Raw genomic sequence first — 21,190 nt, 5'->3', positions numbered from 1 at the left:
TCAGTTTCCATTCCTTTGTTCTGCCATATCGCAGTGCAAAGGAATTGATACTCTGCCTCTGCGACAGGATCCCCCATGAACCCATTGCTCGACGGCCTGAAGGTCCTTGACCTTTCCCGTCTGTTACCCGGCCCTTTCTGCTCCCTCTCTCTGGCCCAACTGGGCGCCGACGTGATCAAGATTGAGGAACCGGATGGCGGCGATTATGCCCGCGAACTATCCCCAGAGCTGTTCGATATCGTTAACCGGGGCAAGCAGTCCCTGACCCTGGACTTGCGCCAGGCAGAAGACGTGGCTCGCTTCAAACAATTGGTGGAAACCGCCGATGTGGTGCTGGAATCGTTTCGCCCCGGGGTCATGGACAAGCTGGGCTGTGGCTACGACACCCTCAAGGCCATTAACCCCAGACTGGTGTATGCCTCCCTCACAGGTTATGGCCAGACCGGCCCTTATGCGGATCGCCCGGGCCATGATTTGAACTACCTGGGCTATGCCGGGGTGCTGGATCAGACCGGGCTGGCCGGCAAGCGCCCGGCCATGTCCAACGTGCAGATCGCTGACCTGGCTGGCGGCGCCCAGAATTGCACCATTGGTATTCTCGCCGCCGTCATGGGGGCACGGCAGAGTGGTGAAGGCTGCTGGGTAGACGTGGCCATGCTGGATGGCGCCCTGGCCCTGCAGAGCATGGCGCTGGCCACCCATCACCAGCACGGCAGCAGCCAGCCCCGCGGCAAGGACATGCTCACCGGCGCCCTGGCCAACTACAACGTCTACCGCTGTCGCGACGGCAAGTACCTGGCGGTGGGTTCCCTGGAACCGAAGTTCTTCATGGCATTCCTGAAGGAAATTACGCCAGCCTTTCTGTGGAAGAAGAAAAAGAAAAAAACTGGCAACGCTTCCAGCTCAACCGCCGACAAACCCAAGCCCGCCGGTAGCGGCAACGATGCATTGACCCGCCTGGCCGCAGACCCGAAAAAACTGCGACGCCTGATGATACCGGTGCGCTGGGCCATCCAATTGATCCTGCTGACCCGCACCCGCGATCAATGGGACGCCCGGCTGGCCCACAAGGATACCTGCGTCTCCGGGATCCTCACCCTGGAAGAAGCCCTGGCCAATGAACAGGTGCAAGCAAGAGGCCTGGTAACCGACAGCCAGAAAGGACCGGTGCTGCGCTCCCCCATCCGCTTTGTGGGCGCACAGACCCGCGACGGTGAGAGCCCATCACTGGGCGAGCACAACCCGTTATTTACGGACCAGGATAAGCGTCGGGCCTGACGCCCGCGCTTTCTGACCCGATCATCCCTGCTACTGGACGGGCACAAACAGTAAGGTAGTGGGTAAAAGAATAATCAATACGGAACGTCCCATGAGCATTCAGGCAAAAATCATCAAGGCGGTGACCCGCCGCACGATCAAACGTCACGGCCTCAACGAGCAGCAACTGGTCCGTCACCTGCGCAAGGTGTTCAATGACACCCCGGTTCTCACCCTGCTGCCCCGAAAAGTGACACTCAACCAGATCCGCGAACCGCAGTTCGAAGGTGACCACCTGAGTGTCAGCAACCCGTCCACCACGGTGCTGTATCTGCATGGCGGCGCCTATATTGGCGGGGTCACAAAGACCTATCACAACCTGGCCGGGCGCCTGGCAAAACAGCTACATGGCGAAGTCTATCTGCCCCTTTATCCATTCGCGCCCGAGCACCCTTTTCCGGCAGCCGTGAACCGGGTGATGGAAGCCTACGAATACCTGTTGGCCAAGGGTAAGAATCCCAGCGATATCGTGATTGCCGGCGACTCCGCCGGCGGCGGCCTGACCCTGGCCACCCTGCTGCATATCCGTGACAAGGGCCTGCCCCAGCCACGCTGCGCAGTACTGTTTTCGCCGGCCAGCAATGCCTTCCCGGATGACAAGGTAATGGCCGCGCTGGACCCCAGCGACGCCATGCTGTCGGCGGACATTATCCGCACCGTGATTGATGTCTATCTACCCAATCAGGAAGATCGCAAGCACCCCTACGCGTCGCCCTGTCTGGGTGACTACAGCGGTGTCTGTCCGCTGCTGATTACCGCCAGCACCGACGAAGTGCTTTACCCGGATGGCAAGCAAGTCCGCAAGGCAGCAGAACAGGCCGGTGTCCGGGTGAAATGGATTGAGCGCCCCGGCCTGTTCCATGTCTGGCCGATCATGGTGCCCTTCCTGCCGGAGGCAAATCGGGATCTGAAAAGTGTGGTCGAGTTTATCCGCACCGCCTGACTGTTTTGGTCATTGCTGCCAGCGCAGCAGCGGCGTTAACTGAATAGTTCACAGTGACAGTGAGACGGTAATGACAGAACTGCCCCGCATCCATCCGGACGACTATTGTGACGAGGATCTGCCCCGGCTTGCCCAGCCCTGGTGGCAGACTCTGCCGGGTAACTTTCATGCGCTGCCGGATCATTTTCTCGCGGATAATGATACCCGCTGGCGAATCGACTACACCGCCAGCATCGACACCCTGGCGCGTACCGGCCTGGCCAGCATGGCCGGCGCTGCGGCCCTGCCCGCCACACTGAATATCTCGCGGCAGAGGGAAGAACGGGCACTGGTGGATTTTTATCGCCCCTTTCTTCAGGAAGAGGATCCCAATACGTTCTTCTCCCGGCCTACACAGACGGCAAATATTGAACGTATTCCGGTGGCCCCCTATCACTTTCAACCGGAGGATGGCGACGCCCATACCCTGCGTTTTCGTTCGCCCTTCGAGCCCAAGAACCCGGCGCTGCGTGACCGTTACCTGGGCCATCGCCGCAACCGCACCGCCTGGGCCCAGCACTGGCGTCACCACGGCGAACCGCGCCCGACGCTGATCATGATCCACGGCTTTGTCGCCGACCCTTACTGGCTCAACACGCGCTGGTTGGCCTTGCCCTGGTTCTACAAGCAGGGGTTTGATGTGCTGCTTTATACCCTGCCCTTCCACGGGCGGCGCAAAGGCCGTTTCGCGCCCTTCAGTGGCGCGGAATTTTTCAGCCAGGGCATGGCGCTGCTCAACGAAACCTTTGCTCACGCCATCCATGACCTGCGTCTGTTCATGGACTATTTACGCGAACAGGGCACGCCGGCCATGGGCGCCACTGGCATTTCCTTGGGCGGTTATACCACCGGGTTACTGGCCGCCCTGGAAGATGACCTGGCCTTCGCCATTCCCAATGTGCCGCTGGTCAGCATCATCGATCTGATGCAGAGCTGGTTCCCGATCAACCTGCAAGTGGGCTTGCTGAAGAAGGTCTACGGCACCGACCTGCAGGGTCTACGGGAAGTCACCGCCCTGCATTCGCCCCTCACCTGGCCCTGCAAGGTACCCCAGGCCGGGCGCATGATCATCGGCGGTGCCGGCGACCGCTTTGCGCCACCCAAGCATAGTCATCTGCTGCACCAGCACTGGGGTAATTGCGATCTGCACTGGTTCCCGGGCAATCATCTGCTGCATCTGGATCAGGGGCTGTATCTGAAAGCCATGCGCGATTTCATGAAGGCAGCGCTGGAAGAGAAAGCAACGGCGGCGAGAGGCTGAAGCCACCTTCCCCGTTGGAGCCATGCTTGCCCCCGAGGGGATCTGCGACATGCGAATGGGGTTTGGGAGATATAGGGGCGGTGAATTTGGATAGACCTGTCGAGCGCGGAGATTCCTGATCGCCCTGCAAGCATAGGTTATTCGCTTCGCTCACCCTTCGGGCCGCACGGAACTACGTGCGTTACTCCGCTGCGCTCCGTTCCTACAGCGGCTTCATAGAAATGACAAAGCTCAAGGAACTTTCCAGACCTTCCCAATCCAACCAGCGTAGCTCATAGCTCATAGCTCATAGCTCATAGCTCGTAGCTCTTATGCCTTGTCGGTCTTGAACAACGCCGCCGTGCCTGCACCGCAGGACACCACGGTTTTCATCATGCTCTCCACGCCGATTTCCGGGTGCAGCTCCACCAGATTCTGATCTACGTGGTAGATAAACCCGCTGGTGGGATTGGGGCCGGTGGGAACGAAGAGGGTGACATGGCCATCCGCATGGCGGGAGGTCACCAGCGCGGTCACCGACACATCCGTATCACGACCATACAGCCACACCCTTGCCACCTCACCACGACTGAACGGGCTGTCGCTGTTGCTGCCCATTAGCTGGCCGATCACTTCTTTCACCGTCTTGTAACCCGGCAACCGGGTCATCACGTTCTCTTCCCACTGATGCCACAGCCAGCTACCCACCCGGGTGGCCACCAGGGTGCCAACCAGAAAACACAGCACCAGAACCGCTAGCACCGACAACCAGTCGGCCACGAATTTGGGTAGCTCAAAGGCACGGATAAATACCGTGGTAAACGGCGCGATCATTTCCGTCACCGTCTGGTAAATCCAGCGGAAGAAAAACACGATGATGGAAATGGGCAACAGAATGGTCAGGCCACCCAGCAGGGACTTGCGGATAAAGAACCAGATACGGCGATTGGCGCTCATGGGCTATAAGCCTTCGATTATCATGTTGTTAGCAGTGATGAACAGACAACACCGATCGGCAAGGGTTCGCTCAACGCCTCTCGCCCTGCTCATACCAGATGCGACTGATGAACAGGCAACGCTCGCCGGCGGGGGTGTCTACCACCACCTCATCATCCACCTGTTTCTTCAGCAAAGCCCGTGCCAGTGGCGCATCGATGCTGATGTAATGTCTCTTGGCATCGGTTTCGTCCGGCCCCACCAGACGGTAGGTTTCGGTGTCACCGTCCTCGTTCTCCAGCTCCACCCAGGCACCGAAGAACACCTTGCTCTGATCTTCCGGCAAACGCTCCACGACGGTCATGTCATCCAGACGCTTGCTCAGAAAACGTACCCGCCCGTCGATCTCGCGCAACTGCTTCTTGCCGTAGATATATTCGGCATTCTCGGACCGGTCCCCCTGGGCAGCGGCCTCCTGCACTGACTGGGTCACTGCCGGGCGCTTTTCCTTCCACAGGTATTGCAGCTCATCGTTGAGCTTCTTGTAGCCTTCGGCGGTGATGTACTTGGAAGCAGGAATGCTTTTTGGTCGCCAGCGGCCCATGATGGTTACACCTCGAAGATACGATCGATCTCGCGCAGTCCCTTGAACTCCAGCGTATTACCGGTGGGGTCCTGCACGAAAAACGTGCCCTGCTCGGCGGGCTGCCCCACAAAACGCTCGCGGGGCTTGAGCAGGAACGGCCAGTCATTGTCGTAAATGCGCTCCACCAGGGTTTCCCAGCGGGCGAAATCCAGCACCACGCCAAAGTGCGGCATGGGCACCGGATGGCCATCCACCTCACTGTAGCCCTGGATCGGAGTCAGATCCTCACCTTTGTGCAGGGAAAGCTGATGGCCATGCAGATCAATATCCACCCAGTTAGGGGCATCCCGCCCCCGGCGGCCACCCAACACCCGGCAGTAAAAGTCTGCCGCTTCTTCCAGGTCATTCACCATAAAGGCCAGGTGAAAGGCCGGCTGTTTTTCCATCGTCTACCGCTCTTGCTAAACTCTCGTCATTCCGCCCGATGCAGGATACTGCTACACCTGCGTCGGGCGCCCCATGTTACTAGAGGACTCCGCCCCATGTCTGTCACCCGCGCCCCCTGGCCCGCCACCCGTCTGCGCCGCATGCGCCGCGACGACTTCTCCCGCCGGTTGATGCGCGAAAACACCCTCACCGTGGACGATCTGATCTATCCGGTGTTTGTGCTGGAAGGCAAAAATCAGACCGAGACGGTGGCTTCCATGCCCGGCGTGGAACGCATGAGTGTGGATCTGCTGGTCAAAGAAGCCGAGGAACTGGCCAGGCTGGGAGTCCCCGCCATGGCCCTTTTTCCGGTGACCCCCGCCGATGTAAAAACCCTGGACGGCAAGGAAGCCTGGAACCCGGACGGCCTTGCCCAGCGGGCGGTACGCGCCATCAAGGCGGCAGTGCCGGAAATGGGGGTGATCACCGATGGCGCCCTGGACCCGTTCACCACCCACGGTCAGGACGGCATCATCGACGACAATGGCTACGTGCTCAACGATGACACCGTGGACGCACTGGTCAAACAGGCCCTGTCCCAGGCGGAAGCCGGCGCCGACGTGATCGCCCCCTCGGACATGATGGACGGCCGCATCGGCGCCATCCGCGACGCTCTGGAAGCGAACGGCCATATCCACACCCGCATCATGGCCTACTCCGCCAAGTACGCCAGCGCCTACTACGGACCGTTCCGTGACGCCGTGGGCTCCGCCGGCAACCTGGGCAAGGCGGACAAGACCACCTACCAGATGGACCCGGCCAACAGTGACGAGGCCCTGCACGAAATCGCCCTGGACCTGGCCGAAGGCGCCGACATGGTGATGGTAAAACCCGGCATGCCCTACCTGGACGTGGTGCGCCGGGTAAAAGACGAATTCAAGGTGCCGGTCTACGCTTATCAAGTAAGCGGTGAATACGCCATGCACATGGCCGCCTTCCAGAATGGCTGGCTGGACCAAGACAAGGTAATGATGGAATCCCTGCTGGCCTTTAAACGTGCCGGCGCCGACGGCATCCTCACCTACTTTGCCAAGGCGGCTGCGCAGAAACTGAAAGGCTGATCTGAGAAACCCTGTCCGGCGCATTCGCTCCATTGAACGCAATACCCCACAGCATGCGCTGGACAGGGGCACCGGCCCGCATCCTATAATGCATATACACCAATACATTAGCGGAGCGCTCCAATGGGCCAAGACAAGACCGACACCCTCGCCCCCCTGGAAGTGGGTCGCCATTGCGCCGCCCTGCATTCCCGGGTGCTGTCACGTCTGGTCACCCGCCTCTACAACAACAAGCTGGCAGATACCGGCCTGCGCATTACCCAGTTTTCCATCCTCAATGCCATCAAGGCACAACCGCCGGAATCCATTTTTCAGTTATCCGAATGGCTGGGCATGGAGCGTACCTCCCTGCAGCGCACCGTGGACAAACTGATCGAGAAAGGGCTGGTGGAATCCGAGCCCACAGGCAACAAACGCTCACTGGGTCTGTCGCTCACTGCCGATGGCGAGGCTCTCTACCGGCGGGCACTGATACGCTGGCAGGAAGCCCAGAACGCTTTCGAGTCACTGGTCGGCAAAGAGGAGTGGGACAATATGGCCAGTCAACTTCATCGCTTCAGTACCCGGGTCAAGCAAGAGCTTTAAGCGGCGCTTGAGAAGGCAGGGGCGAATCCGAAAACGCTTTAACGGTATCGATCACCGCCGCATCCCTGAGCACTTTGCGATGACCCAACCCTTGCGTTTGATGCAGCGTAGCCTCTGGAATGGCTTGTTGCAGACGCAGCCCCTCCGCAAAAGGAATCTCCCTGTCACCGGTATCATGGATCAGCAATACCGGGCCACGAATCTGCTTGCCCAACCGCGCTATATTCAGTGCATCGAAACCAATCCCCACCCGGGCGGCCATTTTCTGTAGAAGCTGGAGTCGTGCCCGCTCACCCAGATGCAGAAACGAAGCGAAATTATTGACCATGCCGCGAAATTCCGCCGGTCCGGCAATCAGCACCAGCCTCCCGATACGGCTTTCCTGTGTGGCCACGTGGGCCAGGGCCCCGGCACCCATGGAATGCCCCAGCGCAACGGATACAGGACCACCGATAAAATCCAGCGCCAGACGAATCGCGGCAATGAAATCCCCCACATGGGCCGGCCCATCCGCCTGCTCTCCATGCCCCGGTAAAATCAGGGCGTAGCGGGTATATCGGTTGCCATTCACTGCATCGATGAAGGGCAACATCTGTGTGGCCCGGCCGGACCACCCATGCACAAACAGCGCGGCCTCGTCGCCACCCTGCCATATCGCCAGTTGCGCCCGCTCACCCAGCGAAACAGTCAGATCCGGCTCTGATGTGCGGAACGACAATGGCCCCCTGGACACCCGGGGCGTAGTCAACAGATGCAGTGCCGTATCACTGGCGCTGCCTGGCAGCAGCCGACTATAGCCAGCCATCAAGGTTTGAAAAACGGATAGCAACATAACCCTTCTCCTTTAATGTATATACACTCAAAAGCAACCCAAATGCGCCTTGCTGTGCCATGATTACCATTTAGTGTATTTACACTTTATATTGCTTTATCCTCACAGACAAGCCAGCCCGATTCCCGGGATGGCCCCCGGAGCCGTGAATCCCGGCAGGAACAGCCAATGGCTTATATGAGGAAACGGTTAGAATTTCACCGTTTTCTGCTGATTCTGATGACTGGGTCCCTGACCCGAGGATAACTGTAATGCGTACACTGATACTGATCGCCACCCTGAGCCTGTCGAGCCTGGCCGCTGCTGAAGGCCGCGCCCCAACCGAACAGGAGATGCAGGAGCTGGACATAATCCAGCAATCCTGGATCTTCCAGGGCTGAGTATCCATAAAGCCGCCTGCGGGCGGCTTTATTATTTCATCTCCACTTCCCGCCTCCCCGATCCGCGCGCTATCCTGCTTAACAGGCTGCTGAAAAGCCCGTTAACACAAAATCATTTTGCACCTGTCATTACCGTGTCACATTAATGTCATGCAATAGGGTCTTTGCAAACGGCCCGGTCAGGACGACGCCAATGAATGACATTGCCAGCGAACACAGCGCCATCGACCTCAACAACCCGGACTACTATTTCAACCGGGAACTGAGCCTGTTGCAGTTCAACCTGCGGGTGCTGGAACAGGCCATGGACGACAGCCATCCCTTGATGGAACGGCTGAACTTTCTGCTGATTTTTTCCAGCAACATGGATGAATTTTTCGAAATCCGTGTGGCCGGACTGAAGAACAAGCTGGAAACCCACACCGGCCAGCCGGGACCCGACGGCATGCTGGCCGAAGAAGTGCTGAAAGAAATCAGCCGTATCACCCATGACGCGGTGGACCGCCAATACCACATCCTTAATAACATCCTGCTGCCGGCTCTGCGTGAGGAAGGGGTAGACTTTCTTCGCCGCGAAGACTGGACCGAAGCCCAGGTGGAATGGGTCAAAAAATATTTCCGCGAACAGATCTACCCAGTGCTCACACCAATTGCGCTGGACCCTTCTCACCCGTTCCCGCGGCTGGTCAACAAGAGCCTGAACTTTATCGTATCGCTGGACGGCAAGGATGCCTTTGGTCGCTCGACCGGCCTGGCCATTGTTCCCGCTCCCCGCTCCCTGCCCCGTCTGATTCGTATTCCTGACGAGATAAGCGAGAGCGGTGACGACAATTTTGTGTTCCTGTCGTCCATGATTCACGCCCACGTCTCTGATCTTTTCCCGGGGATGAAGGCCACCGGCTGTTACCAGTTCCGGGTTACCCGTAACGCGGACATGGAAGTGGACGAGGATGTGGAAGATCTGGCCAGCGCCCTGAAAGGGCAGCTGCTTTCCCTGCGCTATGGTGACGAGGTGCGCCTGGAAGTGGCCGACAACTGCCCGCGTCATCTGATTGATTATTTGCTGGAGCAGTTCGAACTGACCGAGATCGATCTGTACGAGGTGAATGGCCCGGTGAACCTGGCTCGCATGTTCACCAGCGTGAACCGCCCACGCCTGCACTACTCGCCTTTCTCACCGAAACTGGCGCCGGCGGTAAAAAAAGCCGACACCATTTTCGACGCCATGGATCAAGGCGACATTCTGCTGCACCACCCCTATGAATCCTTCCAGCCGGTGATCAATCTGCTGGCGGAAGCGGCTCGCGACCCCAAGGTGCTGGCCATCAAGCAGACGCTATACCGTACCGGCACCAAGTCAGAGATTCTCGATCATCTGGAAACCGCCGCCCGTAATGGCAAGGAAGTGACCGCCATCGTGGAACTGCGTGCCCGCTTCGACGAGGAATCCAATATCGAAGGGGCGCGACGCCTGCAGGAAGCCGGTGCCATCGTGGTGTACGGGGTGGTGGGCTACAAGACCCACGCCAAGATGCTGCTGGTGGTGCGCCGCGAAGGCGACGGCATCAAACGCTACGTGCATCTTGGTACCGGCAACTACCATACCAAGACGACCAAGCTGTACACCGACTACGGCCTGATGACCTGCGAGAAAGGCATCTGCCAGGACGTGCACAAGATCTTCCAGGAGCTCACCGGCATGGGCAAGGCGGCGCGGCTCAAGCAGCTCAAGCATTCCCCTTTTACCCTGCACCCCTCTCTGATCGAGTGGATCGACTTTGAAACGCAGCAGGCCACTGCCGGCAAGCCCGCCCGTATCATTGCCAAGTTCAACTCACTCACCGAAGAAAAAATCATCCAGGCCTTGTACCGGGCCAGCCAGGCGGGAGTAGAGATTGATCTGATCGTGCGCGGTATTTGCTGCCTGAAACCGGGTGTGCCAGGTCTGTCAGAGAATATCCGGGTGCGCTCTGTGATCGGACGCTTTCTGGAACACACCCGTATCTACCACTTCCATCATGGTGGAGAAGATCTGGTGTATTGCTCCAGCGCCGACTGGATGGATCGCAACCTGTTCAACCGGGTGGAAACCTGCTTCCCGATCAATGACCCGGTACTCAAGGCCCAGGTAATCGAGCAGGGGCTGCATTTTTACCTGCGCGATAACAGCCGTGCCTGGCTGCTGCAGGCAGATGGAAACTATCTGCACGCCCTGCCCCAGGACGGGCAGGAGAGCTTCATCGCACAGCACGTATTACTGGAAACCTTGGGAGGAAGCTGAATTCTTCATTAATAATTGAGAATGGATAATTGATAACGGCGCGGATTGGTGTTGCTGTTGTCTTTGAATGCAAGAGGCCGCGTCCAAGCGTTTGGGCGCGGCCTCTTGCGTTTCGGGGCTTGATGCCCTTTCCCGCTAGTTATCAATTATCAACTAACCTCAACTCATAGCCTCCAGCACGAAAATAATCCTGTTCCTGTTCCAGATCCGCCAGTGTCAGGGGATGCTCTTCCAGCCAGTGCTCCGGAAACTGCAGGGACAAGGTATTGCCTTCGGCTTTCAGTACCATCTCGGGAATGACTTCATCACAGCGGGCATGATGCAGGCGAGCAGACAGTCGCAACACCAGGCATAACCGCAACAGGCCCTGCTGCTCATCGTCGGGTAGCTCCGACAGGGCAGACAGGGGAAGCTTGCGACGGTGGCCACGCACCAGCACCGCCACCGCCTGCTGCTCCTGACGGGAAAACCCGGGCAGGTCTGAATTGGTCACCAGGTAGGCGCCATGCTTGTGGAACTGGCTATGGGAGACGGCAAGGCCGACCTCGTGGAGCAACGCGCCCCAGCGCAGGGTGTCAGCCAATTCGTCATCGTCCAGTTGCCAGCTTTTGGCCACCTGCCGATACAGTCCCATCGCCGTGTCACAGACACGCTCAGCCTGGGTGCGCTCCACATGGTGGCGACTCATCAGCGACTGGATGCTGCGTTCGCGCACATCCTCATGGCCGAACCGTCCCAGCAGGTCGTACAGCAGCCCCTCCCGCAGGGCACCGCCGGACACCTCCATCTGCTCAATGCTCAGTTGTTCGAAGATGCCGTAGAGAATCGCCAGGCCGGAGGGGAATATGGCTCTGCGATCTTCGCGCAGCCCCTTCAGGTCCAGCTGCTCCACCTTGCCGGCCTTGATCACTTTTTTGCGGGCCTTCTTCAGGCCCTCCATGGTGACGCCGGTTTCTGACCAACCGTTATCCACGCACACCTGGCTAATCGCCTTGATCGTGCCGGACGCCCCCACCGCCTGCTGCCAACCCAGACGCCGGTAGTTGGCGTGGATCGACAGCACTTCCTGGCGGGCGGCGGTCACTGCCCGGTCAAAGGCCTTTTCCGTGATATTGCCATCAATAAAGAAACGCTGGGCAAAACTGACACAGCCCATGTGCAGGGATTCGGTTTCGGTGGACTCGAAACGCTCGCCGATGATCAATTCCGTGGAGCCGCCACCGATATCCACCACCAGCCGCTGGCCAGCATCATCCGCCAGGCTGTGCGCCACCCCCAGATAAATCAGACGAGCTTCCTCGCGCCCGGCGACGATCTCGATATCGTGCCCCAGCACCGCTTCCGCCCGCTCGATGAACTCCCGGGCATTGCGGGCCTGACGCAGGGTATTGGTGCCGACCACGCGCACACTGCCGCGGGGAATACCGGCAATCCGCTGGGCAAAGCGGCCCAGGCAATCCAGCGCCCGCTCCTGGGTGTCCGCGTCCAGTCGGTTATCCCGGTCCAGCCCGGCCCCCAGTTGCACTTTCTCGGACAACCCATCCAGGATCTGGACCTCACCATGGGCCTGGCGGGCCACTACCATGTGAAAGCTGTTCGACCCCAGGTCAATGGCCGCCAGATGCTCGCCATGTTCCATATGCACTCCTTTCCTGAAAGGCCATTGCCCTTTTCCTGCCCACCACGGGTAGACAGAGAATTGATAAACGCCCCCGAATTCTAACGGAATATCATGGCGTTACGGTGTCATAGGCAAACTCTACCGCGATAATTTACTCACTCGCTTGAAATTCGGCACCCGCGACCTGATATTATCCATCATCGCAACAGCCCGCCCGTCGGGCCAGCTAACCCCCTATCTCAGGAGAATTCAATGAGCGGCGAGATTATCAATGTGACCGACGCGGACTTCGAAGCCCAGGTCATCAATGCAGACGGCCCGGTGCTGGTAGACTATTGGGCACCCTGGTGCGGCCCCTGCAAAATGGTCGCGCCGATCCTGGAGCAACTGGCCGGCGAGTACGGTGACAAGCTGACCATTGCCAAGATCAACATCGACGACAACCCGGAAACGCCCAAGAAATACGGCGTTCGCGGCATTCCCACCCTGACCGTGTTCAAGAACGGCAACGTGGAAGCCACCAAGGTGGGCGCCCTGTCCAAGAGCCAGCTGGCCGCATTCCTGGACAGCACTCTCTAAGACAGACAGCACCCCCCACTAACACCCCCGCTGCCCGGCGGGGGTGTTACGTTTTATTACTACCAGCAAAGACTAGACAGCCTGTTGTTCCAGTGGTAGATTCCAGAACCAGCTTACAACAAGCATCCCCTTAGCAAGTCTTTCGGAACCTCTGGTTACCTTTTCCTGATGGCCCCCTTTATAGGCTTGCCGGGCCAGATTCCGAATCAACCAGATTATCAAAACAACCGCCGCACCACCTGTGGTGCACCCTCTCAATTCATTCAAAGACATCAAACTAGACGCCAATGAATCTTTCTGAACTGAAGCAGAAGCCGATTGGAGAACTTCTGGACATTGCCAAGGAACTCGGCCTCGAGAACCTGGCAAGAACCCGCAAACAGGACGTAATCTTTTCCATCCTCAAACGCGCCGCCAAGAACGGCTCCGATATCTACGGAGACGGGGTGCTGGAGATCCTGCAGGATGGTTTCGGCTTCCTTCGTTCCGCAGAGGGCTCTTACCTGGCCGGACCGGACGACATTTACGTTTCTCCCAGCCAGATCCGCCGTTTCAACCTGCGCACCGGCGACACCATTTCCGGCAAGATCCGGCCTCCCAAGGATGGCGAACGCTATTTCGCCATGCTCAAGGTCAACGAGATCAACTTTGACCGGCCGGAAAACGCCAAGAACAAGATCCTGTTCGAAAACCTGACGCCGCTGTTCCCCACGGAACGTTTCGTCATGGAAGCAGGCAATGGTTCCACCGAAGACATCACCAGCCGGGTGATCGATCTGGTGGCTCCCATCGGCAAAGGGCAGCGCGGCCTGATCGTGGCACCGCCGAAAGCTGGCAAGACCATGCTGCTGCAAACCGTTGCCCAGTCCATTGCCCGCAACAATCCCGAATCGCACATGATTGTGCTGCTGATTGACGAGCGTCCGGAAGAAGTGACCGAGATGTCGCGCACCGTGCGCGGTGAAGTGGTGGCATCTACCTTCGACGAGCCCCCCGCACGTCACGTGCAGGTGGCCGAGATGGTGATAGAGAAAGCCAAGCGTCTGGTAGAGCACAAGCAGGACGTGGTAATTCTGCTCGACTCCATCACTCGTCTGGCTCGGGCCTATAACACCGTGCAGCCCAGCTCCGGCAAGGTGCTCACCGGTGGTGTGGACGCCCATGCTCTGGAAAAACCCAAGCGCTTCTTCGGTGCCGCACGAAATATCGAGGAAGGCGGCAGCCTGACCATCCTGGCCACGGCCCTGGTAGACACCGGTTCCAAAATGGACGAAGTGATCTACGAAGAATTCAAGGGCACCGGCAATATGGAACTGCACCTGGATCGCAAGGTAGCAGAGAAACGCGTCTTCCCGGCCATGAACATCCGCAAGTCCGGCACCCGCCGCGAAGAGCGTCTGGTCAGCGAAGATGAACTGCAGAAGATGTGGATCCTGCGCAAGGTTCTGCATCCCATGGACGAAATCGGCGCCATGGAATTCCTCATCGACCGCATGAAGCATACCAAGACCAATCTGGAATTCTTCGAGTCCATGAAGAGAAAGTAACGCTCGCAGACAAACAAAAAACCCCGCTTCGGCGGGTTTTTTTGTTTGTGCTGGTAGAGCCCGGTGTCACCAATCAGAACTGGTGCTCTACACTGAGGCGCCAGGTGCGGGGCAGAATAGGGTGGAAATGCCGGTCTTCCACGCCCCCGGCAGGCTCCCCGGCCAGTCGTGAGGCATAGAAATAATCAATGTCGTTATGCTCAACGTCAGCCAGGTTGAGGACTTCCAGAGCCACCTCCCAGCGCGGCCACTGCATCCCCAACTTGATATTCTGAATGGTGGTGCTGGATGATTCCTGGTCCGAAAAACTGTCCAGTGGACGCGGGCCGAAGTGGCGTAGGCGATACCCGGCAAACCAGCGTTGACCTCGATAGTGAGCACCAAATGCCATGACCCGGTCAGGGGCACCTTCAATAAAGCGGCCTTCCCCGGGTTCGTCACCCTGGAATCGCGCTCGTGTGGTTGCCAATTCCACGTCAAACTCCCAGCTGCGGGTGGGCCGGTAAACCACATTCATCTCCGCCCCACGCCGCAGACTGCGTCGATTCGCCTCGGTATTGCCCGCGTCGCCAACAAACAGCAATTCGGAAGCCAGCCGCAACTGCCACGCAGCCAGGGTCACCTGCCACTGATCGTTAGGATAGAATCGGGCACCCAGCTCCTCACCACGACTTCTCACCAGTGGGTCCACCTGATCGACAGGCGTTCCCGCCACCGGGTCAATCTCGATAGTGGTGCCACGGGCATCGTTGCTGTGAAAACTGTACCCGGCGGACAGGTAATACTCGGCTTTTTCATTTGGCAGCCACGCCAGGCTGAACTTGGGGCTGGTGATACCGTCATGCGCATTGCCGCCATTGGCGGACAAATCGAACCCGTTAACGTTAACCCCGGCACGATCGCGCACATCGAAGTAATAATGGTCGTAGCGCATGCCAAGAGTGGCCCGCCACTTCTCTGCGAAGGGGTACACTACAGAGCCGAACAGCGCCGCACTGGTTTGGGCGACTCGGTCCCGGCGTACCACTCCCAGTCGATTTCTGTCAGCGCTCTTGAACAGTCCCACATCACGAATCTGGTCATGACGCCACTCCAGCCCCCAATGCAACGTCAAAGGGGCAAAGGCGGTTAACCACTGGTAGTCGTACTCCACATCACCACCCACCACAGCGCGGTCGTCGATCTGCTCGAATTCATCGCCGTTGACCGGGTCATCCAGAAAGTAAGTAAAGTTGGACCACAGATTGAGCCCGTAATCGATGGCATAGACAGAGCCACGCTGGCCGGGTTTGTCCCACTGAAATGACAGGGAGTAACGGTGAGACTCGCCCCCGGCATCCTCATCCAGAGAACCCAGCCGGCTGATCTGGCCTGAGCGGACGGCTCGATTGGCAATCTGATCGGCACTGTTCCACTTATTATCGTAAACCATCAGGGTCGTCGCATAATGCGATTCACCCTGGTGCCATTCGTGGCCCAACAAGACGTTAACCTTCTCAACATCCTCGTTGATATCTCGCCATGGCCCATTAAAGGTCTGCCCTTCGACAGCATAAACCAGCTTGTGATCACCTGAACGCTTGCCGCCATAGACAAGCCCCCGGTAATAATCATGCTCACCGCCGGTCACTTTCACATGCTGGCGGGAAAATGAACGGCGTGTGCTGATATCCACGCTGCCCGCGCTGGAGAAATCCCCCACCGACGCATAATAGGGACCTTTGCGATACTCAACGGTATCGATCACTTCCGGTATCAGGAAGTTCACATCGGTATAGCCCTGACCGTGGCCATGGCTGGGCAGATTGACTGGCATTCCGTTCACTTCAGTACGGAAATCCGTGCCGTGATCCAGATTAAAACCGCGGAAGAAATACTGGTTGGCCTTGCCGTTGCCGGAGTGCTGAGTGGCAATCATGCCGGGCACCGCCTCCATGATTTCCCCGGCTCTTAGGAGGGGGCGAACTTGTAGTTCATCACCCGTCACATGCCCTTGCGAAGCGGAGACAGGAAGAGGGGCCATTGCGCCGGTAACCTCCACGGGTGCCAGCTCATGAGAAAAAACCGAGCCGGCCCAGCTCAACCCCAGCAAACAAAACCCATATTGATACGCGCGATTCATCCCTGTCCCCATTGTCTGTTTTCACACACTGTCGACCTGACACCGTGAGGAAACCGAGAATCACAGAAGCGAGAGAGCATAAAGGCCCGTCTGGAGGACATGGATTGATAAATCGATGGGACGCCCCGCTCTCCGGCGGTAAAGACTCCATAGCATGGAAATCTCGTTCGCCCCACCATACCCTGTTCATCCGATAACCCCTCACTGCGGCCTGACATCAGCCTGCTATACTCACCTCAAACCAACGTCGCCATCCTCTGACTTCCGACAAAAGGATCGCCATGAAATACCGCGACCTGCGTGACTTTCTGCAACAGCTCGAGCAACTCGGCGAGCTCAAGCGCATCACCGTACCGGTGAACCCCCACCTGGAAATGACCGAAATCTGCGACCGCACCCTACGCGCCGGCGGCCCCGCCCTGCTGTTTGAAAACCCGGTGGGCTTCGGCACCCCGGTTCTGGGCAACCTCTTTGGGACCGAACGACGGGTGGCGCTGGGCATGGGCCGCGAGTCGGTGGAAGAGCTGCGCGAACTGGGGGAGTTGCTGGCCTTTCTCAAGGAACCGGAGCCTCCCAAGGGCATGCGTGACGCCTGGGAGAAACTGCCGGTGTTCCGCAAGGTGCTGAGCATGAGCCCCAAACTGCGCGGCTCCGGCCCCTGCCAGGAAAAGGTACTGGAAGGCGACGCCGTGGATCTCTACCAGCTCCCCATCCAGACCTGCTGGCCCGGCGACGCCGGCCCTCTGATCACCTGGCCGCTGGTAATCACCCGAGGGCCCAACAAGGAACGCCAGAACCTGGGCATCTACCGTCAGCAGCTGATTGGCCGCAACAAGCTCATCATGCGCTGGCTAAGCCACCGCGGCGGCGCCCTGGATTTCCAGGAGTGGCAGCAGGCCCACCCGGGAGAACCCTTCCCGGTTGCAGTGGCCCTGGGCGCTGACCCGGCCACCATCCTCGGCGCGGTCACCCCGGTGCCGGATACCCTTAGCGAGTACGCCTTTGCCGGACTGCTGCGCGGCTCGAAAACCGAGCTGGTGGAATGTATCGGCAACGACCTGCAGGTACCGGCCAGCGCCGAGTTCGTACTGGAAGGCCATATTTATCCGGACGAGCTGGCAGAGGAAGGTCCTTTCGGCGACCACACCGGTTATTACAATGAAGTGGAGCGTTTCCCGGTATTCACCGTGGAGCGCATCACCCACCGCCGCGATCCTATCTACCACAGCACCTACACCGGCCGCCCACCGGATGAGCCGGCGGTACTGGGCGTGGCCATGAACGAAATCTTCGTGCCGATCCTGAAAAAGCAGTTCCCGGAAATCGTGGATTTCTACCTGCCCCCGGAAGGCTGCTCCTACCGCATGGCGGTGGTGACCATGAAGAAACAGTACCCGGGCCATGCCAAGCGGGTAATGATGGGGGTGTGGTCCTTCCTCCGCCAGTTCATGTACACCAAGTTCGTGATTGTCTGCGACGACGACGTGAATGCCCGCGACTGGAAGGACGTGATCTGGGCCATGACCACCCGCATGGACCCGGCCCGCGACACCCTGCTGATTGAAAACACCCCCATCGACTACCTGGACTTCGCCTCCCCGGTCTCCGGCCTGGGCTCCAAGATGGGCATGGACGCCACCAGCAAATGGCCCGGCGAAACCGACCGTGAGTGGGGCCGCGCCATCAGCATGAGCCCGGCAGTGAAGCAGCGGGTGGATGAGATGTGGGAAAGCCTGGAAATTGATAATTGAGAATGGAGAATTGATAACGGCGCGGACAAGTGACGCCAGGTCTTTCAGCATCGGAGCCGCGCCCAAACGGTTGGGCGCGGCCACAGAGGCAACAAAGCGGCGCCCGACCTCTCCCGCGCAGTTATCAATTATCAACTATTAACTATCAATTGCTTTTCTTGTACGATGGTGCCAAATAAAAAAAGGATGCACCATGGCCCTGTTGGATTCCATTGATCGACGCCGTTTTCTGAAAGCCTTGGCCAGTGCCGGGGCCACTGGCGCATTGGCGCCCCAGGCCCTGCTGGCCGAGACAGAGAAGGCGCCAGCCTGGCAGAACTGGTCCGGCAACCAGAGGGCCAACCCGGCCAATCTGGTATTTGCCACCAGCGAAGCACAGCTGCGCCAGGCCCTGCGCGACAGCACCGGCACTATTCGCCCCTTTGGTGGCAGCCATTCGTTCAGCGCCGTGGTCCCCAGTGATGACACCCTGGTGTCTCTGGAAGCCTTGGCGGGGCTGCGCGGCCAGGATGGCAACGTCTTCACCTACGGCGGCGGCACCCGGCTGGCCATGGCCAGTGCCCAGGCCAACAGCATGGGCTACAGCTTCAACAACGAACCTGACATCAACCTGCAGTCCCTGGCCGGCGCCATCGCCACCAGCACCCATGGCACCGGCAGTGGTCTGCAGAGCCTCTCCGGCCAGGTGGAAAGCCTGCGCCTGATCCTGCCCGACGGCGAGGCCATGGATCTGACCCGTGACGATGGCGATGCTTTTCTGGCCGCCTGCTGTAGCGTCGGCGCCCTGGGTATCGTCAGCGAGATCGGTTTTCGCCACGAGCCCGCCTACCGGCTCAAGGAACGCACCTGGACCCTGCCCCTACAAGAGGCCATGGACTTCGTGGAGCGGGAAAAAAACAACTTCCGCCACATCGAGTTCTTTGCCTTCCCGCTAGGCGAGCAAGCCATCGTCAAGACCATGGAAATCACTGACGACCCCAACGACAGCAGCGCACGGGAAGACAGTAACGACCTGCTGGAGCTGGTCTGCAAACTGGCCATGCGTGCCGGCTGGATGACACCCAGCCTGCAGAAGCTGGTCACCCTGTTCGTGGAAGACAGCACCTACATCGGCCCTGCCCACAAGGTATTCGCCAACCGCCGCGCGGTGCGATTCAACGAAATGGAATACACGGTGCCGGCGGAAGACGGTATTGCCTGCCTGCAGGAAGTCTGCGAGACCATCCGCAAGCAGGACATCAATGTGTTCTTCCCCATCGAATTCCGTTACGTGGCCGCCGACGACAGCCTGCTGTCCATGTACCACCAGCGCGACGGCGCCAGCCTGTCCATCCATCAGTACTTCGCACAGGACTATCAGCCACTGTTTACGGCGGTAGAACCGATCCTGCGCCGCTGCGCCGGTCGCCCACACTGGGGCAAACTGCATACCCTGGGCCAGCAGCAACTGCGCGAGATATATCCCGCCTTTGATCGCTTTCAGACCGTGCGCCGGGAACTGGACCCACACGGAAGGATGCTGAACCAACATCTGAAAACCCTGTTTGGAGAAACCGGATGAAACGCCGAGGATTTCTGATCGGGTTGGGAGCGGTGGCGGCCGGGGGCTGGCTGCTACGGCCGGGCAATCAGGGGGCACCGCATACACCCTACTTCCAGTCCATCAATGACCACCTGCGTAACGCCAGCCCCGGCCGGCCGCTGATGCTGGTGGATCAGCAGCGCCTGGTGCGCAACTGCCACACCCTTAAAGCCATGCTGCCGTCCCGCTGCGCGCTGCGCATCGTGGCCAAGTCCCTGCCCAGTGTGCCGATGATTCAAACGGTGATGCGCGAGACTGGCAGCGACCGGGTGATGGTATTCCACCAGCCTTTCATGAATGCGCTGGCCGACGCAGAGCCCGGCGTGGACATGCTGCTGGGCAAACCCATGCCGGTACAGGCCGCCCGACAGTTCTACAACGAACTGAGCGGTGACTTCGATGCGGACCCGCAACTGCAGTGGCTGATCGACTCCCGTCCGCGGCTGGACCAGTACCTGCAACTGGCAATCGATCTGGACCGACGCCTGAACATCAACCTCGAAATCGACGTGGGTCTGCACCGGGGCGGCCTCACCGACCCAAGCCAACTCGATGAGATAATTTCCCTGATTCAGGCCCACCCGGCGCATCTGCGTTTCAGCGGTTTCATGGGCTATGACGCCCACGTGGGCAAACTACCTGGGTTTATTCAAAGTGCCGAGGACGGTCACCGGGAAACCGAAGCCATCTATCTGCACTATATCGAGCGCCTCTACCAGCTGGCGCCGGCTTACCGGAATGAAACTCTGTGCTTCAACGGCGGCGGCAGCCCGACCATCGGGCTCTATGATGACAGCACCACGGTCAACGAACTGGCCGCCGGCTCCTGCCTGGTGAAAGCCAGTGACTTCGATCTGCCCCTGCTGGCGAATTTCGAACCGGCGGTGTTTATCGCCGCGCCGGTACTCAAGCAATGGGACGGCCTGAACCTGCCCGGGCCGATACCCCTGGGGGAGCTGTGGCAACGCTGGGACCCGAATCGTCGCCAGACCTATTTCATTTATGGCGGTTACTGGAAAGCCACTCCGGTATCCCCGGCGGGCATCCGCGAGAACAGCGTCTATGGTCACAGCACCAACCAGATGATGTTCAACGGCAGCCCGGACACGGCGCTGCAGGTGGATGACCAACTGTTTCTGCGCCCCACGCAAAGCGAATTCGTGTTGCTGCAATTCGGCGACCTGGCAGTGTGGCAAGACGGCGCCATCCAGGACTGGTGGCCGCCACTGACACAGGGCGACGGCGCCTGACAACACCTCCGCAAACCGCTCGAAAACTCAAAGGCCGCACCGGTTTTCCGGT

Annotated in this window: 18 protein-coding genes; 12 read left to right on the top strand and 6 right to left on the bottom strand. The window is 59.1% G+C overall.

Features of this window, described 5'->3' with window-relative positions:
- Nucleotides 1–75 precede the first annotated feature (75 nt).
- The 3 genes from T9A_RS10965 (at nucleotide 76) to T9A_RS10955 (ending at nucleotide 3,560) form a co-directional block, all read left to right on the top strand.
- Nucleotides 76–1,278: a CaiB/BaiF CoA transferase family protein gene (locus T9A_RS10965; RefSeq protein WP_035248317.1), complete on the top strand. Its 1,203-nt coding sequence runs from the start codon at nucleotides 76–78 to the stop codon at nucleotides 1,276–1,278.
- Between the two features lie 91 nt (nucleotides 1,279–1,369).
- Nucleotides 1,370–2,260, top strand: a complete 891-nt coding sequence (locus T9A_RS10960; RefSeq protein ID WP_035248315.1) for an alpha/beta hydrolase — start codon at nucleotides 1,370–1,372, stop codon at nucleotides 2,258–2,260.
- Between the two features lie 70 nt (nucleotides 2,261–2,330).
- Nucleotides 2,331–3,560, top strand: a complete 1,230-nt coding sequence (locus tag T9A_RS10955; RefSeq protein WP_035248313.1) for an alpha/beta hydrolase family protein — start codon at nucleotides 2,331–2,333, stop codon at nucleotides 3,558–3,560.
- 309 nt (nucleotides 3,561–3,869) lie between these two features.
- Here T9A_RS10955 and T9A_RS10950 read toward each other — a convergent pair whose 3' ends face one another.
- The 3 genes from T9A_RS10950 to T9A_RS10940 all read right to left on the bottom strand — a co-directional run bounded on the left by T9A_RS10950 (nucleotide 3,870) and on the right by T9A_RS10940 (nucleotide 5,507).
- The gene (locus tag T9A_RS10950) at nucleotides 3,870–4,496 is read right to left on the bottom strand and encodes a DUF502 domain-containing protein (RefSeq protein ID WP_035248310.1); all 627 of its coding nucleotides are present in this window, start codon (nucleotides 4,494–4,496) and stop codon (nucleotides 3,870–3,872) included.
- Nucleotides 4,497–4,566: 70 nt separating this feature from the next.
- Nucleotides 4,567–5,079, bottom strand: coding sequence for a transcription elongation factor GreB (greB, locus tag T9A_RS10945; RefSeq protein WP_052042841.1), 513 nt, complete (start codon nucleotides 5,077–5,079; stop codon nucleotides 4,567–4,569).
- A gap of 5 nt (nucleotides 5,080–5,084) precedes the next feature.
- A complete protein-coding gene (locus T9A_RS10940; RefSeq protein ID WP_035248308.1) occupies nucleotides 5,085–5,507 on the bottom strand; it encodes a VOC family protein in 423 nt (140 codons plus the stop codon).
- A gap of 96 nt (nucleotides 5,508–5,603) precedes the next feature.
- On the opposite strand from T9A_RS10940, the gene hemB reads away from it, so the two are divergent.
- A complete protein-coding gene (gene hemB / locus T9A_RS10935; RefSeq protein WP_035248307.1) occupies nucleotides 5,604–6,608 on the top strand; it encodes a porphobilinogen synthase in 1,005 nt (334 codons plus the stop codon).
- A 123-nt stretch (nucleotides 6,609–6,731) separates the two neighbouring features.
- Nucleotides 6,732–7,193, top strand: coding sequence for a MarR family winged helix-turn-helix transcriptional regulator (locus T9A_RS10930; protein ID WP_035248306.1), 462 nt, complete (start codon nucleotides 6,732–6,734; stop codon nucleotides 7,191–7,193).
- Here T9A_RS10930 and T9A_RS10925 read toward each other — a convergent pair.
- The gene (locus T9A_RS10925) at nucleotides 7,177–8,025 is read right to left on the bottom strand and encodes an alpha/beta fold hydrolase (RefSeq protein ID WP_052042838.1); all 849 of its coding nucleotides are present in this window, start codon (nucleotides 8,023–8,025) and stop codon (nucleotides 7,177–7,179) included. The two genes, T9A_RS10930 and T9A_RS10925, sit on opposite strands and share 17 nt — an antisense overlap.
- A gap of 251 nt (nucleotides 8,026–8,276) precedes the next feature.
- On the opposite strand from T9A_RS10925, the gene T9A_RS17360 reads away from it, so the two are divergent.
- On the top strand, nucleotides 8,277–8,405 hold the full coding sequence (locus T9A_RS17360) for a hypothetical protein (RefSeq protein ID WP_269530045.1): 129 nt from the start codon (nucleotides 8,277–8,279) through the stop codon (nucleotides 8,403–8,405).
- Nucleotides 8,406–8,598: 193 nt separating this feature from the next.
- Entirely contained in the window at nucleotides 8,599–10,686 is a 2,088-nt protein-coding gene (gene ppk1 / locus T9A_RS10920; RefSeq protein ID WP_035248304.1) for a polyphosphate kinase 1, read from the top strand.
- Nucleotides 10,687–10,828: 142 nt separating this feature from the next.
- Here the strand turns inward: ppk1 and ppx are convergent, their stop codons facing one another.
- Nucleotides 10,829–12,325, bottom strand: a complete 1,497-nt coding sequence (gene ppx, locus T9A_RS10915) for an exopolyphosphatase (RefSeq protein WP_035248302.1) — start codon at nucleotides 12,323–12,325, stop codon at nucleotides 10,829–10,831.
- Nucleotides 12,326–12,559: 234 nt separating this feature from the next.
- Here ppx and trxA point away from each other — a divergent pair, with 234 nt between their 5' ends.
- The gene (gene trxA, locus T9A_RS10910; protein ID WP_035248300.1) at nucleotides 12,560–12,886 is read left to right on the top strand and encodes a thioredoxin TrxA; all 327 of its coding nucleotides are present in this window, start codon (nucleotides 12,560–12,562) and stop codon (nucleotides 12,884–12,886) included.
- A 287-nt stretch (nucleotides 12,887–13,173) separates the two neighbouring features.
- Nucleotides 13,174–14,433, top strand: coding sequence for a transcription termination factor Rho (gene rho, locus T9A_RS10905; RefSeq protein WP_035248298.1), 1,260 nt, complete (start codon nucleotides 13,174–13,176; stop codon nucleotides 14,431–14,433).
- Nucleotides 14,434–14,506: 73 nt separating this feature from the next.
- On the opposite strand, the gene T9A_RS10900 is transcribed toward rho, so the two are convergent.
- The gene (locus T9A_RS10900; RefSeq protein WP_198030661.1) at nucleotides 14,507–16,456 is read right to left on the bottom strand and encodes a TonB-dependent receptor; all 1,950 of its coding nucleotides are present in this window, start codon (nucleotides 16,454–16,456) and stop codon (nucleotides 14,507–14,509) included.
- 380 nt (nucleotides 16,457–16,836) lie between these two features.
- Here T9A_RS10900 and ubiD point away from each other — a divergent pair, with 380 nt between their 5' ends.
- From ubiD to T9A_RS10885, 3 genes are all read left to right on the top strand, one after another.
- Nucleotides 16,837–18,306: a 4-hydroxy-3-polyprenylbenzoate decarboxylase gene (gene ubiD, locus T9A_RS10895; protein WP_035248294.1), complete on the top strand. Its 1,470-nt coding sequence runs from the start codon at nucleotides 16,837–16,839 to the stop codon at nucleotides 18,304–18,306.
- Nucleotides 18,307–18,499: 193 nt separating this feature from the next.
- Nucleotides 18,500–19,867 (top strand): D-arabinono-1,4-lactone oxidase, encoded by a 1,368-nt coding sequence (locus T9A_RS10890; protein ID WP_035248292.1) that lies wholly within the window; start codon nucleotides 18,500–18,502, stop codon nucleotides 19,865–19,867.
- Nucleotides 19,864–21,138 carry an alanine racemase gene (locus tag T9A_RS10885; RefSeq protein ID WP_035248290.1) on the top strand — a complete coding sequence of 425 codons (1,275 nt, stop codon included), beginning with the start codon at nucleotides 19,864–19,866 and terminating at the stop codon, nucleotides 21,136–21,138. Before T9A_RS10890 ends, T9A_RS10885 begins: the two co-directional genes overlap by 4 nt.
- Nucleotides 21,139–21,190: the final 52 nt, after the last annotated feature.

Origin of the sequence: Alcanivorax jadensis T9, from assembly GCF_000756655.1 — a bacterium.
Classification (GTDB): Bacteria; Pseudomonadota; Gammaproteobacteria; order Pseudomonadales; family Alcanivoracaceae; genus Alcanivorax; species Alcanivorax jadensis.
The sequence above is the reverse complement of the archived record's forward strand: the minus strand, read 5'-3'. Positions and strand labels throughout refer to the sequence as shown.

What these genes read in the sequence shown, in the direction of transcription:
- trxA (WP_035248300.1), top strand. Translation starts at nt 12,560, where the DNA reads ATGAGCGGCGAGATTATCAATGTGACCGACGCGGACTTCGAAGCCCAG.
- T9A_RS10925 (WP_052042838.1), bottom strand. Translation starts at nt 8,025, where the DNA reads ATGTTGCTATCCGTTTTTCAAACCTTGATGGCTGGCTATAGTCGGCTG.
- T9A_RS10900 (WP_198030661.1), bottom strand. Translation starts at nt 16,456, where the DNA reads ATGGCCCCTCTTCCTGTCTCCGCTTCGCAAGGGCATGTGACGGGTGAT.
- ubiD (WP_035248294.1), top strand. Translation starts at nt 16,837, where the DNA reads ATGAAATACCGCGACCTGCGTGACTTTCTGCAACAGCTCGAGCAACTC.
- T9A_RS10930 (WP_035248306.1), top strand. Translation starts at nt 6,732, where the DNA reads ATGGGCCAAGACAAGACCGACACCCTCGCCCCCCTGGAAGTGGGTCGC.
- greB (WP_052042841.1), bottom strand. Translation starts at nt 5,079, where the DNA reads ATGGGCCGCTGGCGACCAAAAAGCATTCCTGCTTCCAAGTACATCACC.
- T9A_RS10965 (WP_035248317.1), top strand. Translation starts at nt 76, where the DNA reads ATGAACCCATTGCTCGACGGCCTGAAGGTCCTTGACCTTTCCCGTCTG.
- rho (WP_035248298.1), top strand. Translation starts at nt 13,174, where the DNA reads ATGAATCTTTCTGAACTGAAGCAGAAGCCGATTGGAGAACTTCTGGAC.
- hemB (WP_035248307.1), top strand. Translation starts at nt 5,604, where the DNA reads ATGTCTGTCACCCGCGCCCCCTGGCCCGCCACCCGTCTGCGCCGCATG.
- T9A_RS10960 (WP_035248315.1), top strand. Translation starts at nt 1,370, where the DNA reads ATGAGCATTCAGGCAAAAATCATCAAGGCGGTGACCCGCCGCACGATC.
- ppx (WP_035248302.1), bottom strand. Translation starts at nt 12,325, where the DNA reads ATGGAACATGGCGAGCATCTGGCGGCCATTGACCTGGGGTCGAACAGC.
- T9A_RS10955 (WP_035248313.1), top strand. Translation starts at nt 2,331, where the DNA reads ATGACAGAACTGCCCCGCATCCATCCGGACGACTATTGTGACGAGGAT.
- T9A_RS10890 (WP_035248292.1), top strand. Translation starts at nt 18,500, where the DNA reads ATGGCCCTGTTGGATTCCATTGATCGACGCCGTTTTCTGAAAGCCTTG.
- T9A_RS10940 (WP_035248308.1), bottom strand. Translation starts at nt 5,507, where the DNA reads ATGGAAAAACAGCCGGCCTTTCACCTGGCCTTTATGGTGAATGACCTG.
- ppk1 (WP_035248304.1), top strand. Translation starts at nt 8,599, where the DNA reads ATGAATGACATTGCCAGCGAACACAGCGCCATCGACCTCAACAACCCG.
- T9A_RS17360 (WP_269530045.1), top strand. Translation starts at nt 8,277, where the DNA reads ATGCGTACACTGATACTGATCGCCACCCTGAGCCTGTCGAGCCTGGCC.
- T9A_RS10950 (WP_035248310.1), bottom strand. Translation starts at nt 4,496, where the DNA reads ATGAGCGCCAATCGCCGTATCTGGTTCTTTATCCGCAAGTCCCTGCTG.
- T9A_RS10885 (WP_035248290.1), top strand. Translation starts at nt 19,864, where the DNA reads ATGAAACGCCGAGGATTTCTGATCGGGTTGGGAGCGGTGGCGGCCGGG.